Origin of the sequence: Kribbella sindirgiensis, assembly GCF_004331435.1 — a bacterium.
Lineage (GTDB): Bacteria > Actinomycetota > Actinomycetes > Propionibacteriales > Kribbellaceae > Kribbella > Kribbella sindirgiensis.
On the sequence record NZ_SJKA01000003.1, the window covers coordinates 338,251 to 359,059 of the forward strand.

20 protein-coding genes are annotated in these 20,809 nt (G+C 67.4%); 1 reads left to right on the plus strand and 19 read right to left on the minus strand.

All coding sequences use genetic code 11. The features are described from left to right. Positions 1-26: 26 nt before the first annotated feature. The 16 genes from rpoB to E0H50_RS10180 form a co-directional block, all read right to left on the minus strand. Positions 27-3,509, minus strand: coding sequence for a DNA-directed RNA polymerase subunit beta (gene rpoB, locus E0H50_RS10105; protein ID WP_131286369.1), 3,483 nt, complete (start codon positions 3,507-3,509; stop codon positions 27-29). A gap of 263 nt (positions 3,510-3,772) precedes the next feature. Continuing rightward, positions 3,773-4,474: a hypothetical protein gene (locus E0H50_RS10110; RefSeq protein WP_131286371.1), complete on the minus strand. Its 702-nt coding sequence runs from the start codon at positions 4,472-4,474 to the stop codon at positions 3,773-3,775. Further along, positions 4,474-4,965, minus strand: a complete 492-nt coding sequence (locus E0H50_RS10115) for a hypothetical protein (RefSeq protein WP_131286373.1) — start codon at positions 4,963-4,965, stop codon at positions 4,474-4,476. Before E0H50_RS10115 ends, E0H50_RS10110 begins: the two co-directional genes overlap by 1 nt. Beyond that, complete coding sequence (locus E0H50_RS10120; protein WP_131286375.1) at positions 4,962-6,254, minus strand: MCE family protein; 1,293 nt, start codon at positions 6,252-6,254, stop codon at positions 4,962-4,964. Before E0H50_RS10120 ends, E0H50_RS10115 begins: the two co-directional genes overlap by 4 nt. Continuing rightward, positions 6,251-7,480, minus strand: a complete 1,230-nt coding sequence (locus E0H50_RS10125; protein ID WP_131286377.1) for an MCE family protein — start codon at positions 7,478-7,480, stop codon at positions 6,251-6,253. Before E0H50_RS10125 ends, E0H50_RS10120 begins: the two co-directional genes overlap by 4 nt. Then, positions 7,477-8,664, minus strand: coding sequence for an MCE family protein (locus E0H50_RS10130; protein WP_131286379.1), 1,188 nt, complete (start codon positions 8,662-8,664; stop codon positions 7,477-7,479). The genes E0H50_RS10125 and E0H50_RS10130 overlap by 4 nt, the downstream gene beginning before the upstream one ends. Further along, positions 8,664-9,677 carry an MCE family protein gene (locus E0H50_RS10135; RefSeq protein WP_131286381.1) on the minus strand — a complete coding sequence of 338 codons (1,014 nt, stop codon included), beginning with the start codon at positions 9,675-9,677 and terminating at the stop codon, positions 8,664-8,666. The genes E0H50_RS10130 and E0H50_RS10135 overlap by 1 nt, the downstream gene beginning before the upstream one ends. Further along, entirely contained in the window at positions 9,674-10,705 is a 1,032-nt protein-coding gene (locus E0H50_RS10140; RefSeq protein WP_131286383.1) for an MCE family protein, read from the minus strand. Before E0H50_RS10140 ends, E0H50_RS10135 begins: the two co-directional genes overlap by 4 nt. Further along, positions 10,702-12,030 (minus strand): MCE family protein, encoded by a 1,329-nt coding sequence (locus tag E0H50_RS10145; RefSeq protein WP_238150875.1) that lies wholly within the window; start codon positions 12,028-12,030, stop codon positions 10,702-10,704. Before E0H50_RS10145 ends, E0H50_RS10140 begins: the two co-directional genes overlap by 4 nt. Then, positions 12,027-12,857, minus strand: a complete 831-nt coding sequence (locus tag E0H50_RS10150) for an MlaE family ABC transporter permease (protein WP_131286385.1) — start codon at positions 12,855-12,857, stop codon at positions 12,027-12,029. The genes E0H50_RS10145 and E0H50_RS10150 overlap by 4 nt, the downstream gene beginning before the upstream one ends. A 1-nt stretch (position 12,858) precedes the next feature. Next, complete coding sequence (locus tag E0H50_RS10155; RefSeq protein ID WP_131286387.1) at positions 12,859-13,632, minus strand: MlaE family ABC transporter permease; 774 nt, start codon at positions 13,630-13,632, stop codon at positions 12,859-12,861. Further along, positions 13,629-14,576: an ABC transporter ATP-binding protein gene (locus tag E0H50_RS10160; protein ID WP_131286389.1), complete on the minus strand. Its 948-nt coding sequence runs from the start codon at positions 14,574-14,576 to the stop codon at positions 13,629-13,631. Before E0H50_RS10160 ends, E0H50_RS10155 begins: the two co-directional genes overlap by 4 nt. Positions 14,577-14,776: 200 nt before the next feature. Continuing rightward, complete coding sequence (gene rplL, locus E0H50_RS10165; protein ID WP_131286391.1) at positions 14,777-15,163, minus strand: 50S ribosomal protein L7/L12; 387 nt, start codon at positions 15,161-15,163, stop codon at positions 14,777-14,779. 63 nt (positions 15,164-15,226) lie between these two features. After that, positions 15,227-15,850 (minus strand): 50S ribosomal protein L10, encoded by a 624-nt coding sequence (gene rplJ / locus E0H50_RS10170; protein WP_131286393.1) that lies wholly within the window; start codon positions 15,848-15,850, stop codon positions 15,227-15,229. Between the two features lie 203 nt (positions 15,851-16,053). After that, entirely contained in the window at positions 16,054-17,220 is a 1,167-nt protein-coding gene (locus E0H50_RS10175) for an MFS transporter (protein WP_131286395.1), read from the minus strand. Beyond that, positions 17,220-18,029, minus strand: a complete 810-nt coding sequence (locus E0H50_RS10180; protein WP_165547051.1) for an IclR family transcriptional regulator — start codon at positions 18,027-18,029, stop codon at positions 17,220-17,222. The genes E0H50_RS10175 and E0H50_RS10180 overlap by 1 nt, the downstream gene beginning before the upstream one ends. Before the next feature lie 52 nt (positions 18,030-18,081). Here E0H50_RS10180 and E0H50_RS10185 point away from each other — a divergent pair, with 52 nt between their 5' ends. After that, positions 18,082-18,678: an SMI1/KNR4 family protein gene (locus E0H50_RS10185; protein WP_238150876.1), complete on the plus strand. Its 597-nt coding sequence runs from the start codon at positions 18,082-18,084 to the stop codon at positions 18,676-18,678. Here the strand turns inward: E0H50_RS10185 and E0H50_RS10190 are convergent. From E0H50_RS10190 to E0H50_RS10200, 3 genes are read right to left on the minus strand one after another with little or no spacing between them, the layout of a single operon-like run. Then, positions 18,675-19,079 (minus strand): RidA family protein, encoded by a 405-nt coding sequence (locus tag E0H50_RS10190; RefSeq protein ID WP_131286401.1) that lies wholly within the window; start codon positions 19,077-19,079, stop codon positions 18,675-18,677. The two genes, E0H50_RS10185 and E0H50_RS10190, sit on opposite strands and share 4 nt — an antisense overlap. A gap of 15 nt (positions 19,080-19,094) precedes the next feature. After that, positions 19,095-19,829, minus strand: coding sequence for an IclR family transcriptional regulator (locus E0H50_RS10195; protein WP_131286402.1), 735 nt, complete (start codon positions 19,827-19,829; stop codon positions 19,095-19,097). Next, complete coding sequence (locus tag E0H50_RS10200) at positions 19,826-20,791, minus strand: sugar kinase (RefSeq protein ID WP_131286404.1); 966 nt, start codon at positions 20,789-20,791, stop codon at positions 19,826-19,828. The genes E0H50_RS10195 and E0H50_RS10200 overlap by 4 nt, the downstream gene beginning before the upstream one ends. Positions 20,792-20,809: the final 18 nt, after the last annotated feature.

Below are 20,809 nucleotides of genomic sequence, written 5' to 3' on the forward strand. Positions count from 1 at the left end.
GTTGTTGATCTCAAGCGGCAACCCGCTCAGACCTCCTCGACGCTGTTCGGCTCCCGCCGGGACAGGTCGATGCCCAGTTCCTCCGCTGCACGGAAGACGTCCTCCTCGCTGTCGCGCATCTCGACCCGGCTTCCGTCGGACGAGAGCACTTCCACGTTCAGACACAGGGACTGCATTTCCTTGACCAGAACCTTGAAGGACTCCGGGATACCCGGCTCCGGGATGTTCTCGCCCTTGACGATCGCCTCGTACACCTTGACGCGGCCGACCACGTCGTCCGACTTGATGGTGAGCAGCTCCTGCAGCGCGAAGGCGGCACCGTAGGCCTCGAGGGCCCACACCTCCATCTCGCCGAACCGCTGGCCGCCGAACTGGGCCTTACCGCCCAGCGGCTGCTGCGTGATCATCGAGTACGGACCGGTCGAACGCGCGTGGATCTTGTCGTCGACCAGGTGGTGCAGCTTCAGCATGTACATGTAGCCGACACCGATCGGGTCCGGGAACGGCTCACCCGAACGACCGTCGAACAGCTTCGCCTTGCCCTGCCCGTTGACCATCCGGACGCCGTCCCGGTTCGGCAGCGTCGAGGAGAGCAGGCCGGTGACCTCCTCCTCGGTGGCGCCGTCGAACACCGGAGTGGCGACGTTCGTCATCGGCTCGGCCGCACCGGCGCCGATCTTGATCAGCCGCTGCGCCCACTCCTCCTCGTTCTCCGGATCCACTTCCCAGCCGCGGGAGGCGATCCAGCCGAGGTGGGTCTCCAGGACCTGGCCGACGTTCATCCGGCCGGGCACGCCCAGCGGGTTCAGGATCACGTCGACGTGGGTGCCGTCCTCGAGGAACGGCATGTCCTCGACCGGCAGGATCTTCGAGATGACGCCCTTGTTGCCGTGCCGGCCGGCCAGCTTGTCGCCGACCGAGATCTTCCGCTTCTGGGCGACGTACACCCGGACCAGCTGGTTGACACCCGGCGGCAGCTCGTCGCCGTTGTCCCGGTCGAAGACGCGGACGCCGATGACGGTGCCCTCCTCGCCGTGCGGGACCTTCAGCGACGTGTCGCGGACCTCGCGCGCCTTCTCACCGAAGATCGCGCGCAGCAGCCGCTCCTCCGGGGTCAGCTCGGTCTCGCCCTTCGGGGTGACCTTGCCGACCAGGATGTCACCGGTGGTGACCTCGGCGCCGATCCGGATGATGCCGCGCTCGTCCAGGTCGGACAGCATCTCGTCGGAGACGTTCGGGATGTCCCGGGTGATCTCCTCCGGACCCAGCTTGGTGTCGCGGGCGTCGACCTCGTGCTCCTCGATGTGGATCGAGGTCAGCAGGTCCTGCTGCACGACGCGCTGGCTGAGGATGATCGCGTCCTCGTAGTTGTAGCCCTCCCACGTCATGAACGCGACCAGCATGTTGCGGCCGAGGGCCATCTCGCCCTCGTCGGTGCACGGACCGTCGGCCAGCGGCGTACCGACCTCGACCCGCGCGCCGGCGTCGACCAGCGGGCGCTGGTTGATGCAGGTGCCCTGGTTCGAGCGGCGGAACTTCGCCATCCGGTAGGTCTGGTACGTGCCGTCGTCGGCGGCGATCTCGATCAGGTCGGCCGAGACCTCCTTGACCACACCCGCCTTGTCGGACACGACCACGTCGCCGGCGTCGACCGCACCGCGGAACTCCATGCCGGTACCGACCAGCGGGGCGTCCGAGGTGATCAGCGGCACCGCCTGGCGCTGCATGTTCGAACCCATCAGCGCGCGGTTGGCGTCGTCGTGCTCGAGGAACGGGATCAGCGCGGTCGCGACCGACACCATCTGGCGCGGCGAGACGTCCATGTAGTCGACGTCGTCGACCGGAACCAGCTCGACCTCACCGTGGCGCCGGCGAACCAGCACCCGCTCCTCGGCGAACCGGTTGTCGTCGGTCAGCGCGGCGTTCGCCTGCGCGATGACGAACCGGTCCTCCTCGTCGGCGGTCAGGTAGTCCACCTGGTCGGTGACCTGGCCGTCGACGACCTTGCGGTACGGCGTCTCGACGAAGCCGAACGCGTTCACCCGGCCGTACGACGCGAGCGAGCCGATCAGACCGATGTTCGGGCCTTCCGGCGTCTCGATCGGGCACATCCGGCCGTAGTGCGACGGGTGCACGTCACGGACCTCGAAGCCGGCCCGCTCACGGCTCAGACCACCCGGGCCGAGCGCGTTCAGCCGGCGCTTGTGGGTCAGGCCCGCGACCGGGTTGGTCTGGTCCATGAACTGCGACAGCTGGGAGGTGCCGAAGAACTCCTTCAGCGCCGCCACCACCGGACGGATGTTGATCAGGGTCTGCGGCGTGATCGCCTCGACGTCCTGAGTCGTCATCCGCTCCCGGACCACCCGCTCCATCCGGGCCAGGCCGGTGCGGAGCTGGTTCTGGATCAGCTCGCCGACCGTGCGCAGCCGGCGGTTGCCGAAGTGGTCGATGTCGTCTTCCTCGACCACGATCTCGCCGGTCGGGGCGGGCAGCTCGGTCTTGCCTTCGTGCAGCGCGACCAGGTACTTGATCGTGGCGACGATGTCGTCGACGGTCAGCACCGCCATGTCGTGCGCCTCGTCACGGCCGAGCTTCTTGTTGATCTTGTAGCGACCGACCTTGGCCAGGTCGTAGCGCTTGCCGTTGAAGTAGTAGTTCTCCAGCAGCGCCTGCGCGGCCTCGCGGGTCGGCGGCTCACCCGGACGCAGCTTGCGGTAGATGTCGAGCAGCGCGTCGTCCTGGCCGGACGTGTGGTCCTTCTCCAGGGTCAGGCGGATCGACTCGTAGTCCCCGAACTCCTCGAGGATCTGCGCGTCGGTCCAGCCGAGCGCCTTCAGCAGCACGGTGACGTTCTGCTTGCGCTTGCGGTCGAGGCGGACGCCGACCATGTCCCGCTTGTCCACCTCGAACTCCAGCCACGCGCCGCGCGACGGGATGATCTTGGCGGTGAAGATGTCCTTGTCGGACGTCTTGTCCGGCGTGCGCTCGAAGTACACACCGGGCGAACGGACGAGCTGCGACACGACGACGCGCTCGGTGCCGTTGATCACGAAGGTGCCCTTGCGCGTCATCAGCGGGAAGTCACCCATGAAGACGGTCTGGCTCTTGATCTCGCCGGTCTCGTTGTTCATGAACTCGGCGGTGACGAACAGCGGAGCGGAGTACGTGACGTCCCGCTCCTTGCACTCGTCCACCGTGTTCTTCGGCGGCTCGAAGCGGTGGTCGCGGAACGACAGTGACATGGTGCCGCTGAAGTCCTCGATCGGGGAGATCTCCTCGAAGATCTCTTCCAGGCCGCTGGGGCCGGACAGGTCCGACCGCCCCTCGGCCTCAGCGGCGGCCACCCGGGCCTGCCACGTTTCGTTACCGACCAGCCAGTCGAAACTGTCCACCTGCAGCGCAAGCAGATCCGGAACCTGGAGAGGCTCGGAGATCTTTGCGAAGGAGATGCGGCGGGGGCCGGTGACGTTGGAAATGCTGTCGGACTGGGGGTTGCGCGAGGCGACCAAGGGGCGTCCTTCCACGGGCTCGCAAAATCACATCGGTGCTGGGAGCGCACGCCAAGCCGCCCCAGTCAAGTTGGGAACTCGAGCGAGGGCGAGAGAAAAGGCAGCGCAAAGCAATAGGCTACATGATCCAGGCAAGCCTGTCCAATGGGGTCCAATAGTTTGCCTCGGACCACCCTCTCCGTCAAGGACCGACCCGGAGTCTCCAGCGGGCAGATCACCCACGAGACACCCGGCGCCCCAAAGGTCGCGGAGTTAGGAAAAGATTACAGTCCGGCGATCTCCTGGACCAGCCATCGGTCACCGTTTCGGACCATCGTGAACCGGGTCCGGTTCAGGTCCACCCGGGGACTACCCTTCGTGATCGTGCTGGTGGTCGTCTGGTTGACGAAGATGATCAGCGTGACCCGGTCGGCGTCGCCGTCGCGGACCCCGACCTCGCGGACGTCGGCCTTCACCGTGGCCTTGGTCTTGGTAGCCAGCTCGCCGGCCACCTTCGCGGTCTCGTCGAACTTCGCGGCGAAGTCCGGAGTCATCGTCGCCCGCGCGGCGGCGAAGCTTTTGCCCAGGTCACGGTAGTCGTAGCTGAGCGCCGTCTCGGCCGCCTTCCGGCCCGCGGCGGCGGCCTGGTTGCGGGCGTCCTCGGCCTGCTTCCCGTGCCAGGCCTTGATGCCGAGCACCGCGGCGACGGTCAGGGTAAGGATCACGACGATGCCGAGTGCGGCCGTCAGCGCCGTCCCGAGGCCGCGTTTCTGCTCACTCTCCGTAGAGATTTCGGGAGCAAGTGACTCCTCGGTAACGGGCTCCGAAACCTCTTCTGTGGTCGGGGTCACACCCTGTGGACGGGGCTCCTCGACCTCTTCTACGACGTCCGGGGTGGGCTCGGCCGGGGTCGGGGCGGCAGGCTGGTCCGGTTTCGCGGTGCGGCGCTGGCCTGCGATGCGGGGGCGGTTGCGGGGCGTCGGCATCAGCCCACCACCTGGAGGTCGGCGGTCAGCCAACGGTCCTTCTCGCGGACCATGTCCAGCTTGATCCGGTACCGGCGCTGGACGCCCTCGGCCGAGGCCGTGTTCGTCACCACCGCGTTCACGATCACCAGCACCTGCGCGGAGTCCTTGTCGTTGGAGACCACGGCGGCTTCCTTGACGTCGCCCTTGGAGGTCGCCTTGTTCGTCACCACGTCGGTCTTCACCGCGTCGATCCCCTGCTGGAACTCCTGCTTGAACTGCCCGGTGGAGTCGTCGATGACCCGCTTCGAGTCGGCGTCCCAGGTCTGGTAGTCGTACGTCGTGAAGTCCAGCGCCAACTGCCGCGCCGCCTTCATCGCGCCGTCGCGCTGCGAGTCGTCAGCCCGCTGCTTGCTCAGGGCGACCACCGACAGCGTGAGGGCCGCCATTGCCACCACGAGCAGCACACTGAGAGCCCAGGCCAGCAGCAGCCGGCCGTTGCGTGCGATCACTGGCCGGTCACCGGTCCCAGGATGAGTGCCTTCCAGGAATCGCTGCCGAGCAGGTCCTGCTGTCCGCCGGTGGAGCCCAGCGTCATCCCGGGCATCCCATCGGATCCGCCCGCGGCTCCCGTCACCGGGTCGTACCCGAGGCCGTAGCCGGACCGGTTCAGGTCCTCCCGCGACGAGGGCGACGGCTTGTTCTGCGAGCCGCGGACGTTGATCCCGCTCGACGGTTTCGCCGTACAACCGGCCTTGGTGTTCGCCGGGGTGTCCTTCACGTCCTGCGGGACCCGCTTGTCGGTCCCGCCGTACCCGGGCCGGCAGGCCGGCGGCTGGAGCCCGACGACCAGCCCGAAGTGCGCGTCGTAATGCCCCGTACCGGGGTCCTTGGCCGGTACGACGTACCCGCCCATCGACACTGCCGGATACACCACGAACAGCTGCTCGACGGCGTCCAGCCGGACCGCGGTCAGTTCGCTCACCGTCAGGAGGTTACCGAGCAGCACCGCGACCGACGCGCTGTTGTCCTGGATCAGGCCGGTGATCTGGGTGGACGCGAGCGAGCCTTGGTCGATCACCTTGCGCAGGTTGGCGTCGGAGCTGACCAGGGTGTCGGACAGCAGCGCCAGGTTCTTCGCCCAGGTCTTGATCGCGTCGCCGCTGGCGACCTGGGTGGCGAGCACGGTGTCGCCGTCGTTGATCAGCTTGATGGTCTGCAGCACGTTCGCGTCCGCGTCGTCGATCAGCTTGCCGGAGCTGTCGATGATCTTCTGCAGGTCGGTGCCCTTGCCCTTCAGCGCCGCCCCGAGCTCGCGCACCGTGGTCCGCAGGCTCTCCTTGTCGACCGAGTTCACCAGCTGGTCGAGGTTCAGCAGCAGTTCGGTGGTGTCGATCGGGATCGCGGTGTCCTTGCGGTCGATCTTCGAGTTGTCCTGCAGGTACGGCGCCCCGTCGCGGCGCGGCTGCAGGTCGACGTACTGCTCGCCGATCGCGGACCGGTTCGCGACCACCGCGAGCAGGTCGTTCGGGATCTTCACCTTCTTGTCGATGTCGAGGTTCACCTGGACACCGTCGGAGAGCAGCTTGAGCTCGCCGACCCTGCCGACCGGCTGGCCGCGGTAGGTCACCTCGGCGCCGCTGAAGATGCCGCCGGACTCGGAGAAGCTGGCGCTCACCGTGTAGTCGTCGTCGACGATCAGCTTGTCGATCTGGGCGTACCGCGCGCCGACGAAGGCGACGCCGACGACGGTGATCAGCAGGAACACCATCAGCTGGATCCGGACCGCTTTCGTGATCATCCGACCACCCCCGGCATCAGCGCCTTGGCCAGGTCGGGATCGAACCCGGCCCGGTTCAGTGTCGGCGAGCAGACCGGCAGCCCGAGCACCGTGATGCAGGTCGTCGTGGTCCCGGTCGGGACCGGCAGCGACGGCCGCACGCTGCCGGGAGCAGCGCTGGTCGGCAGGTGCACCGGCAGGCTGATCCGGTTGGTCGGGATCGCGGTCGGGCCGACCGTCGGCAGCTGGATCCCGAGCAGGGTGTCGAGCGCCTTCTTGGTGTTCACGTCGAGGGTGATCCCGAGGTTGGTGTAGTCGCCCTTCGCGGCCTTGGCGGCGTTGTCGGGGAACGGATAGGTGAACAGCAGCTCCAGCGACTTCGGCAGGTTCTCCCCCGCCTCGGCGAGCTTGGTCAGGATCGGGTACAGCGACTTCAGGTTGGCGACCAGGTCCTTCTGCGCCGACGTGATCACCCGGGTCGCGGTGTTGCCGAGCGTGGCCAGCGCCTGCAGCGTCTTGACCAGCGCGGCGCGCTGCTTGTCCAGGGTCGCGATCGACGTCGGCAGCGAGTCGATCGCGGTCGCCAGCGTCGCCTTCTGCGCGTTCAGCTTCTTGGCGAGCGCGTCCACCGACTTGATCGCGGTGACGATCCGCGCCTTGTTCTGGTCCAGGGTGCCGACGAACGTGTTCAGCTGGGTGAGCACGCTGCGGATGGCCGGCTCGTTGCCGGTCAGTGCCTTGTTCAGCTCCTGCGTGATGATCTGCAGCTGGGCCACGCCGCCGCCGTTCAGCAGCAGCGAGAGCGCGGACAGGACTTCCTCGACCTCGACGTTGCTGGTGGTCCGGGACAGCGGGATCACCTCGCCGTTGTCGAGCTTCCCGCGCGGCTTCTCGGTCCCGGTCGGGCTCGCCAGCGACACGAACTTCTCGCCCAGCAGGCTGGTCTGGCGGATCGTGGCGTGCGTGTTGTCCGGCAGCGCGAGGCTCTTCGGAAGCTTGATCCGCACCTTGGCGACGTACCCGTCCAGCCAGACCTTCTCGACCGTGCCCACGGTGACGTCGTCGACCTTCACCGACGACTTCGGTACCAGGTCCAGGACGTCCGCGAACTCGACGGTGACCGTGTACGACGGTCCCTTGATCTTCGCGCCACCCGGCAACGGCAGCGAGTACACGGAGAAGTCACAGCCGCTCAGCAGCATCGCGAGCGCGGCGACTCCAGCGACGATCGACGTACGGCGCTTCACTTGACCAACCCCCCGAGCGTCGGGTCGACGGGGTCGGGGCTGTTCAGCGGGGCCTTCGGCGCCGGCGCCCACGGCGTACCGGCCGGACCGCCGCTGACCGGTGCGGTGCCCGTCAGCTGCTCGATCAGCGGCAGCTTGGCGAGGGCGTCCAGGACGGGCTTCAGCGTGGAGCAGGTCGACATCGGCTGGTTCGCCTGCAGCAGCAGCGAGCAGACGAAGGTCGCCGGGTCGTCGAGCTGCCCCGGGTTGATCCGCTGGTCCAGCGTGCCGTACTGCGGGTTGTAGATCCGGGCCAGGTTCCCGAGGCCGAGCGGCGCGGTGTCGAGGACCTCGGCCAGCGCGGCCTTCTCGTTCACCAGGATCTGCGACAGCTTGGTGGCGCCGGTGACCGTGTTCTTCACCAGCGTCCGGTTCTCCTTGACGAACGTCGCGACCTCACCGAGCGCGGTGGCGAGCAGCGACAGTGACGCGCCCAGGTCCTTGCGCTCACCGGCCAGCGTGGTCGAGACCGCGGCGAAGTTCGTGTTGAACTGGCGGACCAGCTGGTCGTTCGCGGCGAGCGCGGACACGAACGTCTGCAACTGCCGGATCGTGTTGAACAGCGCCGACGAGTTGCCCGACAGCGTGCTGGTCAGCTTCGAGACGTCGGTGATGGTCTGGTTCAGCTTCGCGCCCTGGCCGTTCAGGTTCTTCGCCGAGACGTCGAGCAGCCGGGCCAGCGCGCCCTGGTCGTTGGCGCCCTTCGGCCCGAGCGCCACCGACAGGTCGTTGAGGCTCTGGTAGATCTGGTCGAGCTCCAGCGGTACGGCGGTCCGATCGAGCGGGATCTGCGCGCCGTCGGCCATCACGGCGCCCTTGGAGTACGCCGGGGTGAGCTGCACGTACCGGTCCGCGACGATCGACGGCGAGGCGATCACCGCCTTCGCGGTGGCCGGCACCTTGTGCTTGGCCTCCCACCAGAACTTCACCCGGACGCTGCGGCCGGCCGGTGTGACGCTCTCCACCTCGCCGACCTTGATGCCGAGGATCCGGACGTCCGATCCCGGGTACACCGAGACCGCGCGCGGGAAGTACGCCGTCGCCGTCACCCGCTCGGGCGTCGGCCACAGCGTCACGGCGCTGACCGCGAGGATCACCACGACAACCCCGACGGCGATCAGCCGGGACAAGGCGTTGATCTTCATCAGCCGCCACCTCCCAGGATCGCCGGCAGGCCGGGGATCGGGACCTTCGGCAACGGGATCTCCGGGACCGGCACCAGGTTCTGCAGGTAGGTGTCGAACCACGGCCCGGTGCCGAGCGTGTTCGTGAAGACCCGAACGAACGGCGCCAGACCCTTGATGCTCGCGTCCAGGGAGTTCTGGTTCTGCAGCAGGACGGCGAGCACCGCGTTCACCTTCTGCAGCGTCGGTCCGAGATCCTTGCGGTTCTCCCGGACCAGCGCGGTGATCTGCGCGGACAGCTTCTGCGTCGACACCAGCAGCTGGTGGATCAGCGCCCGCCGGGCCTGCACGGCCTGGAAGACCTTGTTGCCGTCCTTCATCAGCTTGACCAGCTGCTGGTTGCGGTCGGCAAGCACCTTGGTGACCACGTTCGAGTGCTGCAGCAGCAGCTTGAGCTGCTGGTCGCGGGCGGCCACGTTCCGGGACAGCCGGGACAGGCCGGTCAGCGAGGCCTGCACCTCTTCGGGCGTGTTCTTGAACGTCGCCGACAACGTATCCAGGGCCTTCGCCAGCTGGGCGGTGTTGATCCGCTCGGTGGTGTTGGCCAGATCGGTGAAGGCGTCAACCACGTCGTACGCCGAGATCGTCCGCGCCAGCGGGATCTCGGAGCCCGGCTTGAGCTCGCCGGCACCGGCCGGGTTGAGCTTCAGGTACTTCTGGCCGAGCAGGGTCTTGATCTTCATCTCGGCGCCGGTCTCGTCGCCGAGCTTCACGCCCTTGTCGACCACGAAGTCGACCCGGACGTGGGTGCCCTCGAGCTCGACCGTGCGGACCTTGCCGACGCGGACGCCGGCCACCCGGATCTCGTCGTTCGGCTTCAGGCCGCCGGCCTCGGAGAACTGCGCGGAGTACTTCGTCCCGCCGCCGATCAGCGGCAGGTCCTGCGCCTTGAACGCGGCCAGCATGATCAGCCCGATCACCGTCAGGCCGATCACGCCGATGGTGACCTGGTTCTGCTCGCGGAAAGGTTTCACTTCGCGCACCTCGCCGAGTTGAGCTGGTACGAGACCGGGATGCGGGTGCCGGTGGGCAGCGTGACGTTGCCGTCGAAGTTGCACAGGTAGAAGTTGAACCAGGAGCCGTACGACGCCGTCCGGGTCATCGTGTTCAGCTTCTCCGGCATGAACTGCAGGGTCTTCACCCAGATCGCCTGCGTGTCGTCGAGCGTGGTCGCGACCGCGCGGAGCTTGTCCAGGTCGGCCTTGATCGGCACCCGGGTCTGCTGCAGCAGGCCGGCGGTCTTGGTGTTCAGCGAGTTGATCGACGTCAGCGAGCCGAGGATCGGGGTGATGTCCTGGCTCAGGCCGGTGATGAACTGCTGCAGGTTGACCAGCAACTGGGAGAAGTTCGCCTGCCGCTGGGAGACGATCTGCAGTGTCGAGGTCAGGTTCGTGATCAGGTCGCCGATCACCTGGTCGGCGTCGGCCAGCGTGGTGGTCAGCGACGCCGTCTTGGCCAGCAGCGACTCGATCGTGCCGCCCTCGCCCTGCAGCACCTTGATCACCTCGAACGCGAACTGGTTCACGTCCGCGGGGGTGAGCGCGGTGAACAGCGGCTTGAAGCCGTTGAACAGCACCGAGAGGTCGAGCGCCGGCGTCGTCCGTTCCTTCGGGATGACGCCGTTCTTCTTCAGCCGGTCACCGCCGCCGAGGCCGTCGGTGAGCGCGACGTACCGGTTGCCGACCAGGTTGCGGTAGCGCAGCGTCGCATGCGTCGAGGTGTCGATCACCTGATCGGAGTCGACGCTGAACGTCACCATCGCCAGCGTGTTCTGGTACAGGGCGATCTTGTCGACCTGCCCGACCTTCACACCGGCGATCCGGACGTCGTCGCCCTGGTTCAGCCCGACCGCGTCGGTGAAGACCGCGCGGTACTTCGTGGTCGGGTTGAAGCTGATGTTCCCGATCGTCACCGCCAGCAGCGCGGTCGCGACGGTCGTGATCACCACGAAGATCCCGAGCCGGACGGTGTCGAACGTGGTCTTCTTGTCGAAGAAGGTCACCTTAGATTCACCTGCCCTCCGCGGAGGAGGGGCCCGACCATCAGGGTGGTCAGATCGGGTACGTCGTTTGCGGCGACGCCCATCTCGGGGCCGACGACCGAGTCGATCACCTTCTGCTCGGCCGGCGATCCGACGCCCTGGGTGTCCATCGCGAAGCCGGGCATCGCGCGGTTCAGCTTCAGGTCGAGCGGGAAGCGCTGGTTCTTGTTGTGGTCGCCGATCACGCCGTCCTCACCGGTGATGTACGGCGCCGGGTTCTCCTGGGTGTACGGACCCGGCTTCGAGCCTGGGTGGCTGTAGTTCTTGCCGACACAGGTCGGCCCGCGGTGGTCCTTGTAGACCGGCAGCTCGTTCGGCTCGTACGGCGTCGGCTGGTTGGTGATCAGCTCGAGGTTGATGTTCAGCCGGCCGTCGCGGAACGTGTCGTTCAGGATCGGGGCGGTGTCGGTCATCACCTGGAGGAAGCACGGCACCTCGGGTGAGTACCGCTCCAGCAGGTCGAGGACGGGACGGGTGACCTGGCCGAGCCGGATCACCCGGTCCTCGTTGGCCTTCAGGAACGTGTCCCCGGTCGTGGACAGGTTCTGCACGTCGACGAAGAACTGCTGCAGCTGCTTCTGCTTCTCGACGACCGTGTTGCCGGTGATCGTCAGGTTCCGCAGCGCGCGAACCAGGTCCGGCGTCGCGTCGCCGTAGATGTCCGAGACCGTGGTCAGCTTGGCGAGCGCGTCCATCAGCTTCGGGATGTGCGGGTTCAGCTTCTTCAGGTACCCGTCGAGCTGGGTCAGGGTGCCGGCAATCTCGGCGCCGCGGCCCTCGAGCGCGGTCGCGAGCGTGTTCAGCGTGGCGTTCAGGTCGGCAGGGTCGACGGCCTGGAGCAGCGGCAGCGCGTCGTTCAGCACCTTCTCGATCTCGATGCCGACCGCGGTCTTGTCCCGGCTGATCACGTCGCCGGCCTTGATGTGCGCGCCTTCGGGACCGCTCGGCGGCACCAGGGCGACGTACTTCTCGCCGAACAGCGTCTTCGGCAGGATCCGGGCGCTGACCGCGGCGGAGATCTCGTTCACCTGCTCCGGCTTGAGCGCCAGGTCGACGGTCGCCTCGTCGCCGTCCGTGGAGACCCCGCGGACCTCGCCGACGATGATGCCGCGCAGCTTCACGTCCGCGTGCTCGTTGAGCTGCAGGCCGATGTGGCTGGTCTTGAGCTCGACGTTCACGGTGTCGGTGAAGACCTTGGCGTAGAACGCGTACGTCAGCCAGAGCAGGAACACCAGGACGCCGATGAACGCGACGCCCAGCACCTTGTGCGAGATCAATCGGCTCATCCGGCCAACCTCACAGTGGTCGTCGTACCCCAGATCGCCATCGACAGCAGCAGGTCGACGACGTTGATGACGACAATCGACGTCCGGACGGCGCGACCGACGGCGACGCCCACACCGGCCGGGCCGCCACTCGCGTGGTAGCCGTGGTAGCAGTGCACCAGGATCACCAGGACCGAGAACACCAGCACCTTGCCGAACGACCAGAGCACGTCTCCGGGTGGCAGGAACAGGTGGAAGTAATGGTCGTACGTGCCCGTACTCTGCCCGTAGAACGTGGTGACGGTGAGTCTGGTCGCGAAGTACGACGAGAGCAGACCGACGACGTACAGCGGGATCACGGCGATCAGGCCGGCGATGATCCGGGTGGTGACCAGGAACGGCAGCGACGGGATCGCCATCACCTCGAGGGCGTCGATCTCCTCGCTGATCCGCATCGCGCCGAGCTGTGCGGTGAAACCGCAGCCGACGGTCGCGGCGAGCGCGATCCCGGCGATCAGCGGGCCGATCTCGCGGGTGTTGATGTAGGCCGACACGAAGCCGGCGAACGCCGACGTACCGATCTGGTTCAGCGCCGAGTAGCCCTGCAGGCCGACCTCGGTGCCGGTGAAGAACGCGAGGAACGTGATCACGCCGACGGTGCCGCCGATCACCGCGAGCGCGCCGCTGCCGAGCGTGACCTCGGCCAGCAGGCGGAGGATCTCCTTGCGGTACCGGGTGACGGACTTGCCGGACCAGGCGAGCGCCTTGAGGTAGAAGGCGAGCTGCTCACCGAGGTGGTCGAGCGAGTTGAGCGGCTTCTTGACCAGCACGTCCACGAGGGCCGACACGTCAGGCCCCCTTCGGCGGAACGAGCTGGAAGTAGATAGCGGTCATCGAGAAGTTCGCGACGAACAGCAGCATGAACGTGATGACGACCGACTGGTTCACCGCGTCGCCGACGCCTTTCGGGCCGCCGCCCGCGTTCACACCCTTGTACGACGCGACGATCGCGGCGATCGCCCCGAAGACCAGCGCCTTCGCCTGCCCCTGCCAGAGATCGGGCAGGTGCGCGAGCGCGGTGAAGCTCGCGATGTAGCTACCGGGTGTGCCGTCCTGGAGGACGACGTTGAAGACGTACCCGCCCATCACGCCGACCACGCTGACGAACCCGTTCAGGAAGAACGCGACCAGCATGGTCGCCAGCACGCGCGGTACGACGAGGCGCTGGATCGGGTCGATACCGAGCACCATCATCGCGTCGAGCTCTTCGCGGATCTTCCGCGAGCCGAGGTCCGCGCAGATCGCCGAGCCGCCGGCGCCGGCGATCAGCAGCGCGGTCGCGATCGGCGAGGCCTCCCGTACGACGGCCAGCACCGCGGCGGACCCGGTGAACGCCTGCGCGCCGAACTGCTTGATCAGGCCGCCGACCTGGAGCGCGATCACCGCGCCGAACGGGATCGCGACCAGCGCGGTCGGGATGATCGTCACGCTCGCGACGAACCAGGCCTGCTGGAGGAACTCCTTGACCTGGAACGGCCGGCGGAACGTGGCCCGGCCGGTGTCGAGAGCGAAGGCGAACAGCGAACCTGCCTGCTTCAGCGGGGCGGTGGCAGAAACGGTCACCTGGCCCCCACCGTCGCTGTGGCGAACGAGCCTGGGGGTGGAGTGACACCGTGTTCGCGGCACCAGGCGCCCGGCTCCCGCTGGGTCGGCCGGAGCATGCCGCTGCTGGGCAGCTGCTGGATCGGGATCGGCGGCAGCGGCGGCAGTTCCTGGCCGGCCTCGGCGGCGAGCTCGTCGGCGTCCTTCTCCTCGGACATGCCGATCGGGCCGACCATCTGCGCGTTCAGGAACTGGCGGACCACCGGCTCCTCGCTGGACAGCAGCATCTCCCGCGGCCCGAACATGGCCAGGTGCCGGTGGTAGAGCATGCCGATGTTGTCCGGCACGGTGCGCGCGGTGTTCACGTCGTGGGTGACGATCAGGAACGTCGGGCTGAACGCCTCGTTCAGGTCGATCATCACCTGGTTCAGGAACGACGTACGGACCGGGTCGAGGCCGGAGTCGGGCTCGTCGACGAGCAGGATCTGCGGGTCCAGCACGAGCGCGCGGGCCAGGCCGGCGCGCTTGCGCATCCCGCCGGAGATCTCGCCGGGCAGCTTCTTCTCCGCACCCACCAGGCCGACCATCTCCATCTTCTCCATCACGATGGAGCGGATGTCGGACTCGGACTTCTTGGTGTGCTCGCGGAGCGGGAACGCGACGTTGTCGTACAGGTTCATCGAGCCGAACATCGCGCCGTCCTGGAACAGCACGCCGAACAACCGCCGTACCTCGTAGAGCTCGCGCTCGCTGCAGGTGGCGATGTCGGTGCCCTCGATGTACACGTGGCCCCTGTCGGGCTTGAGCAGACCGATCAGCGTCTTCAGGAACACGGACTTACCGGTACCGGACGGGCCGAGCATCACGCAGATCTCACCGGCGGGCAGCGTCAGCGAGACGTCGCCCCAGATCAGCTGGCTGCCGAAGGACTTGGTGAGACCTTCGACGCGGACTTCGACGCCCACCGGTCCTCCTCACGGGAATGTCTGCTGCTGCCCAACGACAGGGCAGTGGCCTAGGTTACGCACGAGTACGGTTTTGCGTAACCCCTAGAAGTCAAGCGGTTGCGATCCTAACCATCACGTAATAGCAGAAGGGCGGCCCCCAAGCGGGGACCGCCCTTCTCAACACATTCGTTACGCTCCTTGACGGAACGTAACTGAGGTCACTTCAGGGTGACGGTGGCGCCGGCGCCCTCGAGGGCCTCCTTGGCCTTCTCCGCGGCAGCCTTGTCGACCTTCTCCAGGATCGGCTTCGGGGCCGACTCCACGAGGTCCTTGGCCTCCTTCAGGCCGAGGCTCGTGAGACCGCGCACCTCCTTGATGACCTGGATCTTCTTGTCGCCGGCCGACTCGAGGACGACGTCGAACTCGTCCTGCTCCGCGGCCTCTTCGGCAGCGGCAGCCGGGGCGCCCGGAGCAGCGGCAACGGCGACCGGGGCGGCGGCGGTGACGCCGAACTCCTCCTCGAACGCCTTAACGAACTCCGACAGCTCCAGCAGGGTCAGTTCCTTGAACTGGCCGAGGAGCTCTTCGGTGCTGAGCTTCGCCATGGTGGCGGTCCTTCCTAACAATGGTGCTTGGTGATCACTGATGGGGTGTTGCGGTGAGATGCCTCAGCTGTCCGCTGCGGCGGTCTCCTCGGCGCTCGCCTCGGCAGGTGCCTCGACCGTGTCCTGGACGGTGTCCTGGACGTCTGCCACTGCGTCCTGCACAGGGGCAGCCTCGGCCGGCAACTTGTCCTGCAGCGCCGCGAACAGGCGCGCGGCCTGCGACAGCGGAGCAGCGAACAGCGACACCGCTTGCTGCGGGGCCGCCTTCATCGCACCTGCGAGCTTCGCGAGGAGGACCTCACGCGACTCCAGGTCAGCGAGCTTGCTGATCTCGTCAGAGCTGAGCGGCTTGCCGTCGAGCACGCCGCCCTTGATGACGAGAAGGGGATTCGCCTTGGCGAAGTCACGCAGGCCCTTGGCCGCAACCACCGCATCGCCCTTGATGAAGGCGATGGCCGACGGACCCTCGAGCAGCGAGTCGAACGACTCGACACCCGCGTCCTTGGCTGCGATCTTGGTCAGCGTGTTCTTCACCACGGCGTAGTTCACGTCGTCACCGAGCGAAACTCGAAGCTGCTTGAGTTGCGCGACGGTGAGACCGCGGTACTCGGTCAGCACGGCGCCGTTGGAGCTACGGAACTCGTCCGTCAGCTCCGCGACAGCGGCTGCCTTGTCCGGCCTCGCCATGGGGGTCTCCTTCTTTCGGCTTCCATGCCGCGGACCCCTGGAAAAGAAAATCGCCCCTGCGCAGGCGCAAGGGCGTGAACATACTGCTGTCACTCTCCAAGTCACCTGCGCGGGCCGCCCACCTGAGTGGGACCTTCAGCTACCTAGGGCAGCAACCAGCGGTCTTCGGCAGTACACAGTGTGCCTTGCGTATACCCGCTTAATCAAATCGGCTTCGGATGTGGTGGGATCCAGCGGTGCATCGCCGTGGCTGCGGCCCACCCGGTCCCCGCCATGATCACGATCGCCGGCCCGAGCCCCAGCAGCGCAGTCGCACCCGCGAGCAACAGCGGCCCCGCACCGTTCCCAGTATCCGCGAACAACCTGAACGCCCCAAGGAACTGAGCCCGCCCCACCGGCGGCGACGCGTCCGCACCCAGCGTCATGATCACGCCGGCACCCAGCCCGTTCCCGATCCCCATCAGCAACGCGACCGCGGTCAGCGTGGCCGTGGTGTGCGTCAGCGGGAGCAGCAGATGCGCCAGTCCCAGCACGATCATCGACGGTACGGCGACCCACTTGCGACCGAGCCGGTCCATCACCGAACCGGCCGGATAGAACAGCAACATGTCCACCGCACCGGACAGTCCGAAGATGATGCTGGTCGTCTGCGGGTCCAGCCCGATGTGCAGCGCCCACAGCGGAATCACCACCTGACGCGAGGCCCGCACGGCCCCGACGAGCAACGCTCCGACACCGAGAGTCCGCAGTACCGGGAAGTGGTCGCGGATGACACCCCAGGTCGACTGGGCCGCGATCGGTCCTCTCCCGCGCCGGTTGGCGACGTCGGGCAGGCTCACCAGGACCGCACACGCGAGTACGGCGGCCACCAGGTGCACCCAGTACGCACCGTCGGTCCCGAGGAACTTCATCGCGCCCGCACCGAGGAACGGGCCGATGAACGAGCCGATGCGCTGTACGCCGCCCAGCGTGGACAGCGCCCGGGCCCGTAGCTCGATCGGCACGGCCTCACTCAGGTAGGCCTGTCGCGCGAGGCCCCAGACCGCACCGGCCAGTCCGGTGCAGCCGATGGCGATCGCCAGGCCCCAAACAGTCGGAACCACCAGACAGGCTGCCAGTGCGAGCGCTACGAGGACGGTGGCGGCCAGCATCGCACTGCGCTCGCCGATGCGGTTCGTGAGTGCGCCCGCTGGGATGTCGCCGATCACCTGGCCCAGTCCGGCGGCACCGACGACCAGACCGGCCACGGCAACCGAGGCACCCAAGTGAGTGGCGGACAGGGCTACTACGGGCGCAATCGCGCCTTGCCCGATTCCGTAGAGCAGTGCGGGCAGGTAGACAGCTGGTGCGATCTTCCAGAGGCTCCGCATCACCGGCCGCCGGCCAGCGCCGTACTGCGGTCCCGGGCGACCGGGGTGGCCCCCAGCAACTCCGACACCGACCAGGCACCTTCGGCGACCCTCATCCCGAACTCCTCCATCCGCTCGACCGGCATCCGCATCTCGGGGCCGGAGACACTCAGACAACCGGCGACGTCACCGGAGTAGCCGAACACCGGCGCCGCGACGCTGCAGATCCCTGGCGTCCGTTCGGTCCGCGACATCGCGTACCCGCGCCGCCGGATCGCCGCGAACTGCTCCGCGAGCACCTCCGGGTCCGTGATGGTTGCCGGCTGCACCTGTTCGAGCGGGCCCTTCAGAACCTCCTGCTGCCGCTCGAACGGCAGGAACGCCAGCAACGCCTTCCCCGGCGCACCGAGCGGCAGCGCGACCGGCAGGCCGAACTCCGTGTAGGTACGCCGCAGCTGGTGATGGCTCTCGACCTGGTCGAGGACGACGCGCTGCCCCGACGGGAGCAACTCGTGCACGGCCGCGGTCTCCCCTGTGTCATCGCGGAGTGCACGCAGCACCGGCAGGGCAGCGTCACGCAGGCCGGCCGGGATCCCGCCGCTGTGCGCCAACTGCACGACCAGCGGGCCGATCGCGTACCGCCGGTGGGCGGTCTGCCGGACGAGCCCGTTCTCCTGCATGGCCAGCAGCAGCCGGTGCACGGTGCTCGTGGACAGGCCGGTCGCTCGCGCCAGGTCGCTGATCCCGAGATCGGGCGTCCGTGCATCGAAGCAGCGGAGGATCGCCACAGCGCGATCGATCGACTGCACCGACCCACGCGCTTCCTGCATGGTGAAACCATATCCCGCGATACGGGAAACCCGTCGAGGTAGTGTCCAGCCGGTGAGCATCACCGCCACCTGGAGCCGGCTCGACGTCTGGCTCGCCCAGCACGCCCCGGCGACGTACGCCGTCCTCGCACCGCCCGCCACCGACGCGGACCTGCGGATCGACCTAGAACTTCCACCCGAGCTGATCGAGTCGCTGCGCTGCCACAACGGCGTGACGGCCTGGGCGAACCTCCTGCCGGAGGCGTTGCCGTCGAGCGCAGCTCAGATCGCCGAGAACTGGCAGTTGCGGATGGACCTCGCCGGGGACTTCGACGGCTTCGTGGCACATCAGCCGGAATCGGAGCCGTACTGGCATCCGGCCTGGATCCCGTGGGCCGACGGTGACGGCGATCTTCAGATCATCGACCTGCGCCCCGGTCCTACACACGGACGACTGGGTATGGCGGCTCACGACGGGACGGGCGACTTCACCGCCAGCTGGCCGGACCTCACGTCGTACCTCTCGGACGTGGTGGATTCACTGCACCACGGCACCGGTGTCAACGGCTGGTACCCGTACCTCACCACCCACCAGGAGCTCTGGTGGGACCGCGGCCCGGACCAGCAGACCGTCAACGACGAGCCGCTGATCCGGGTGCCGCGGAACTAGCTGAGGACTGCCAATGCGTCGATCTCGACGAGCATGTCCGGCAGCGGCAGGCCGGTGAAGACGGTGGTCCGCGACGGCAGCACACCGCTCGGCGTCCGCGTCGACACGAACTCGGCGTACGCCTCGTTCATCGCGGCGAAGTCCTCGCGCTGGGTGAGGTAGACGCGCAGCATCACCACGTCGTCGATACTCGCGCCGCCGGCCTTCAGGATCGCCTCGATGTTCTGCAGCACCCTGGTGGTCTGGCCCTTCACGTCACCGGTGAACACGAAGTCGCCGCTGGCCGGGTCGACCGAGCCCTGGCCGGACACCTGCAGGATGTTGCCCTTGCGGACGCCCTGCGAGAACACCGGCATCGGCGGCGGCGCGTCGGTGGTGGAGACTGCGGTCTTGTCGGACATCAGGTCTGACACCTCTCAGTTGTAATCGGCACTGATCGCTTCGGCGGTGGCGAGCAACTCGGGCAGCAGCTCGAGCACCTGGTCATAGTTCAGCAGTACGTCGGGCACGGACAACGACACGGCCCCGACAACGCGCCCGGTGCTGTCACTCAGCGGCGCACCGATGCAGTTGATGAAGGACTCGTGCTCCGCCTTGTCCTGCGCCCAGCCGCGCTCTTTGGTCACCTGGAGCTCGTCCCGCAACCGGTCCGCGTCAGTGATGGTGTTCGGCGTGTACACCTTGTAGTCCAGCGTCGCCAGCACCGCCTCCCGCTGCCGCTTCGGCTGCGCAGCCAGCAGCACCTTGCCGACCGCAGTGCAGTGCAGCGCCGCGGGTACGCCGACCTGCGAGTACATGCGCACCGAGCGCACGCTGTCGAGCTTGTCGACGTAGATGACCTCACCGTTCTCCCAGGCGGCCAGGTGAACCGTCTGGCCGGTCTTCTGGTTCAGCTCCCGCAGATGCGGTGCGGCAACCTGCCGTACTACGTGTTGCTCGCGCGCGACGTCCGCGAGCGCGAACAGCTGCGAGCCCAGGCGGTACCGGTGCTGCGCGTCGCGCCGTACGAACCGCTCTGCCTCCATGGTGCGCAGCAGACGGAGCACTGTCGTCTTGTGCACGCCCAGCTCGGTCGCGAGCTGGTCCAGCGACCGCTCGCCCTCACCGAGGCTCTTGAGGATCTGCAGTGCTCTGCCGAGGCTCTGGCTCATACCTTGGTCGCCGCCCACTCCTCGTCGGTGGCGTTGAGCAGCCGCTCCCGCTCAGCCGGAGCCGGCGGCGGCGCGTGGTCCTCAGGCGCAGTGAGCACCGCAGTGGCATTCAGATGCCCCAACCGCAGCCGCTGCACCATCGGCAACCCCTGCAACGTCCCCGCCAGAAAACCGGCCGCGAACGCGTCCCCGGCGCCTACCGTCTCCACAACCTCTACGGACAACGCGGGGACCTCAGTGCGGCCACCTGGCTCCAGCACCATCGCCTGGTGCGCGTCGTCCTTCACAACCAGGACAGGCGTTCCCAGTCGCTCGTACAGCTCGTCCGGATCGCCTGTGCCCGCAAAGACCTCTGCCTCGTCCGCACCGATCAGCACGATGTCAGCTGCCTTCAGCAACCGCCACAACGGCGCAGGGTCCCGGTCCCTCCACAGCGCCGGCCGCCAGTTCAGGTCCACGCTGAGCAAGAACTCCCGCGGCTCGGTCGCCAGCCGCTCCAGCATGTCCGCACTGGTCGTCGAGATCGCCGCCGTGATTCCAGTGGTGTGCACGAGCTTGGCCTGTTTCAGCCTGTCTCGAACCTCTGGCCGGTCCAGGAAGTCAGGCGCCATAGCGGCAGCCGCCGAACCGGTCCGGTAGTAGTGCATCCGGGAGCGTCCGTCCGCAGACTCCTTCACGTAAAGCGCCGTCGGCCTCGTCTGGTCCAGCTCCACGCCCCCGACCTCGACACCACGCGCTTGCAGATCCCGCAGTACGTGCCGACCGAAACCGTCGTCGCCGAGCCGCGAGATCCACCCCGTCGGTACGCCGAGAGCCGCCAGCCCACCGGCCACATTGCACTCCGCCCCGCCGACCGACCGCCGGAACGTCTCCACGTCTTCGAGCGGTCCCGGCCCGCCCGCCAGCATGATCATCGCCTCACCCAGACAGATCGCGGCCGTCTCAAAGAGCGGTTCGGGCATCGGCACTCCTTGGCGGCG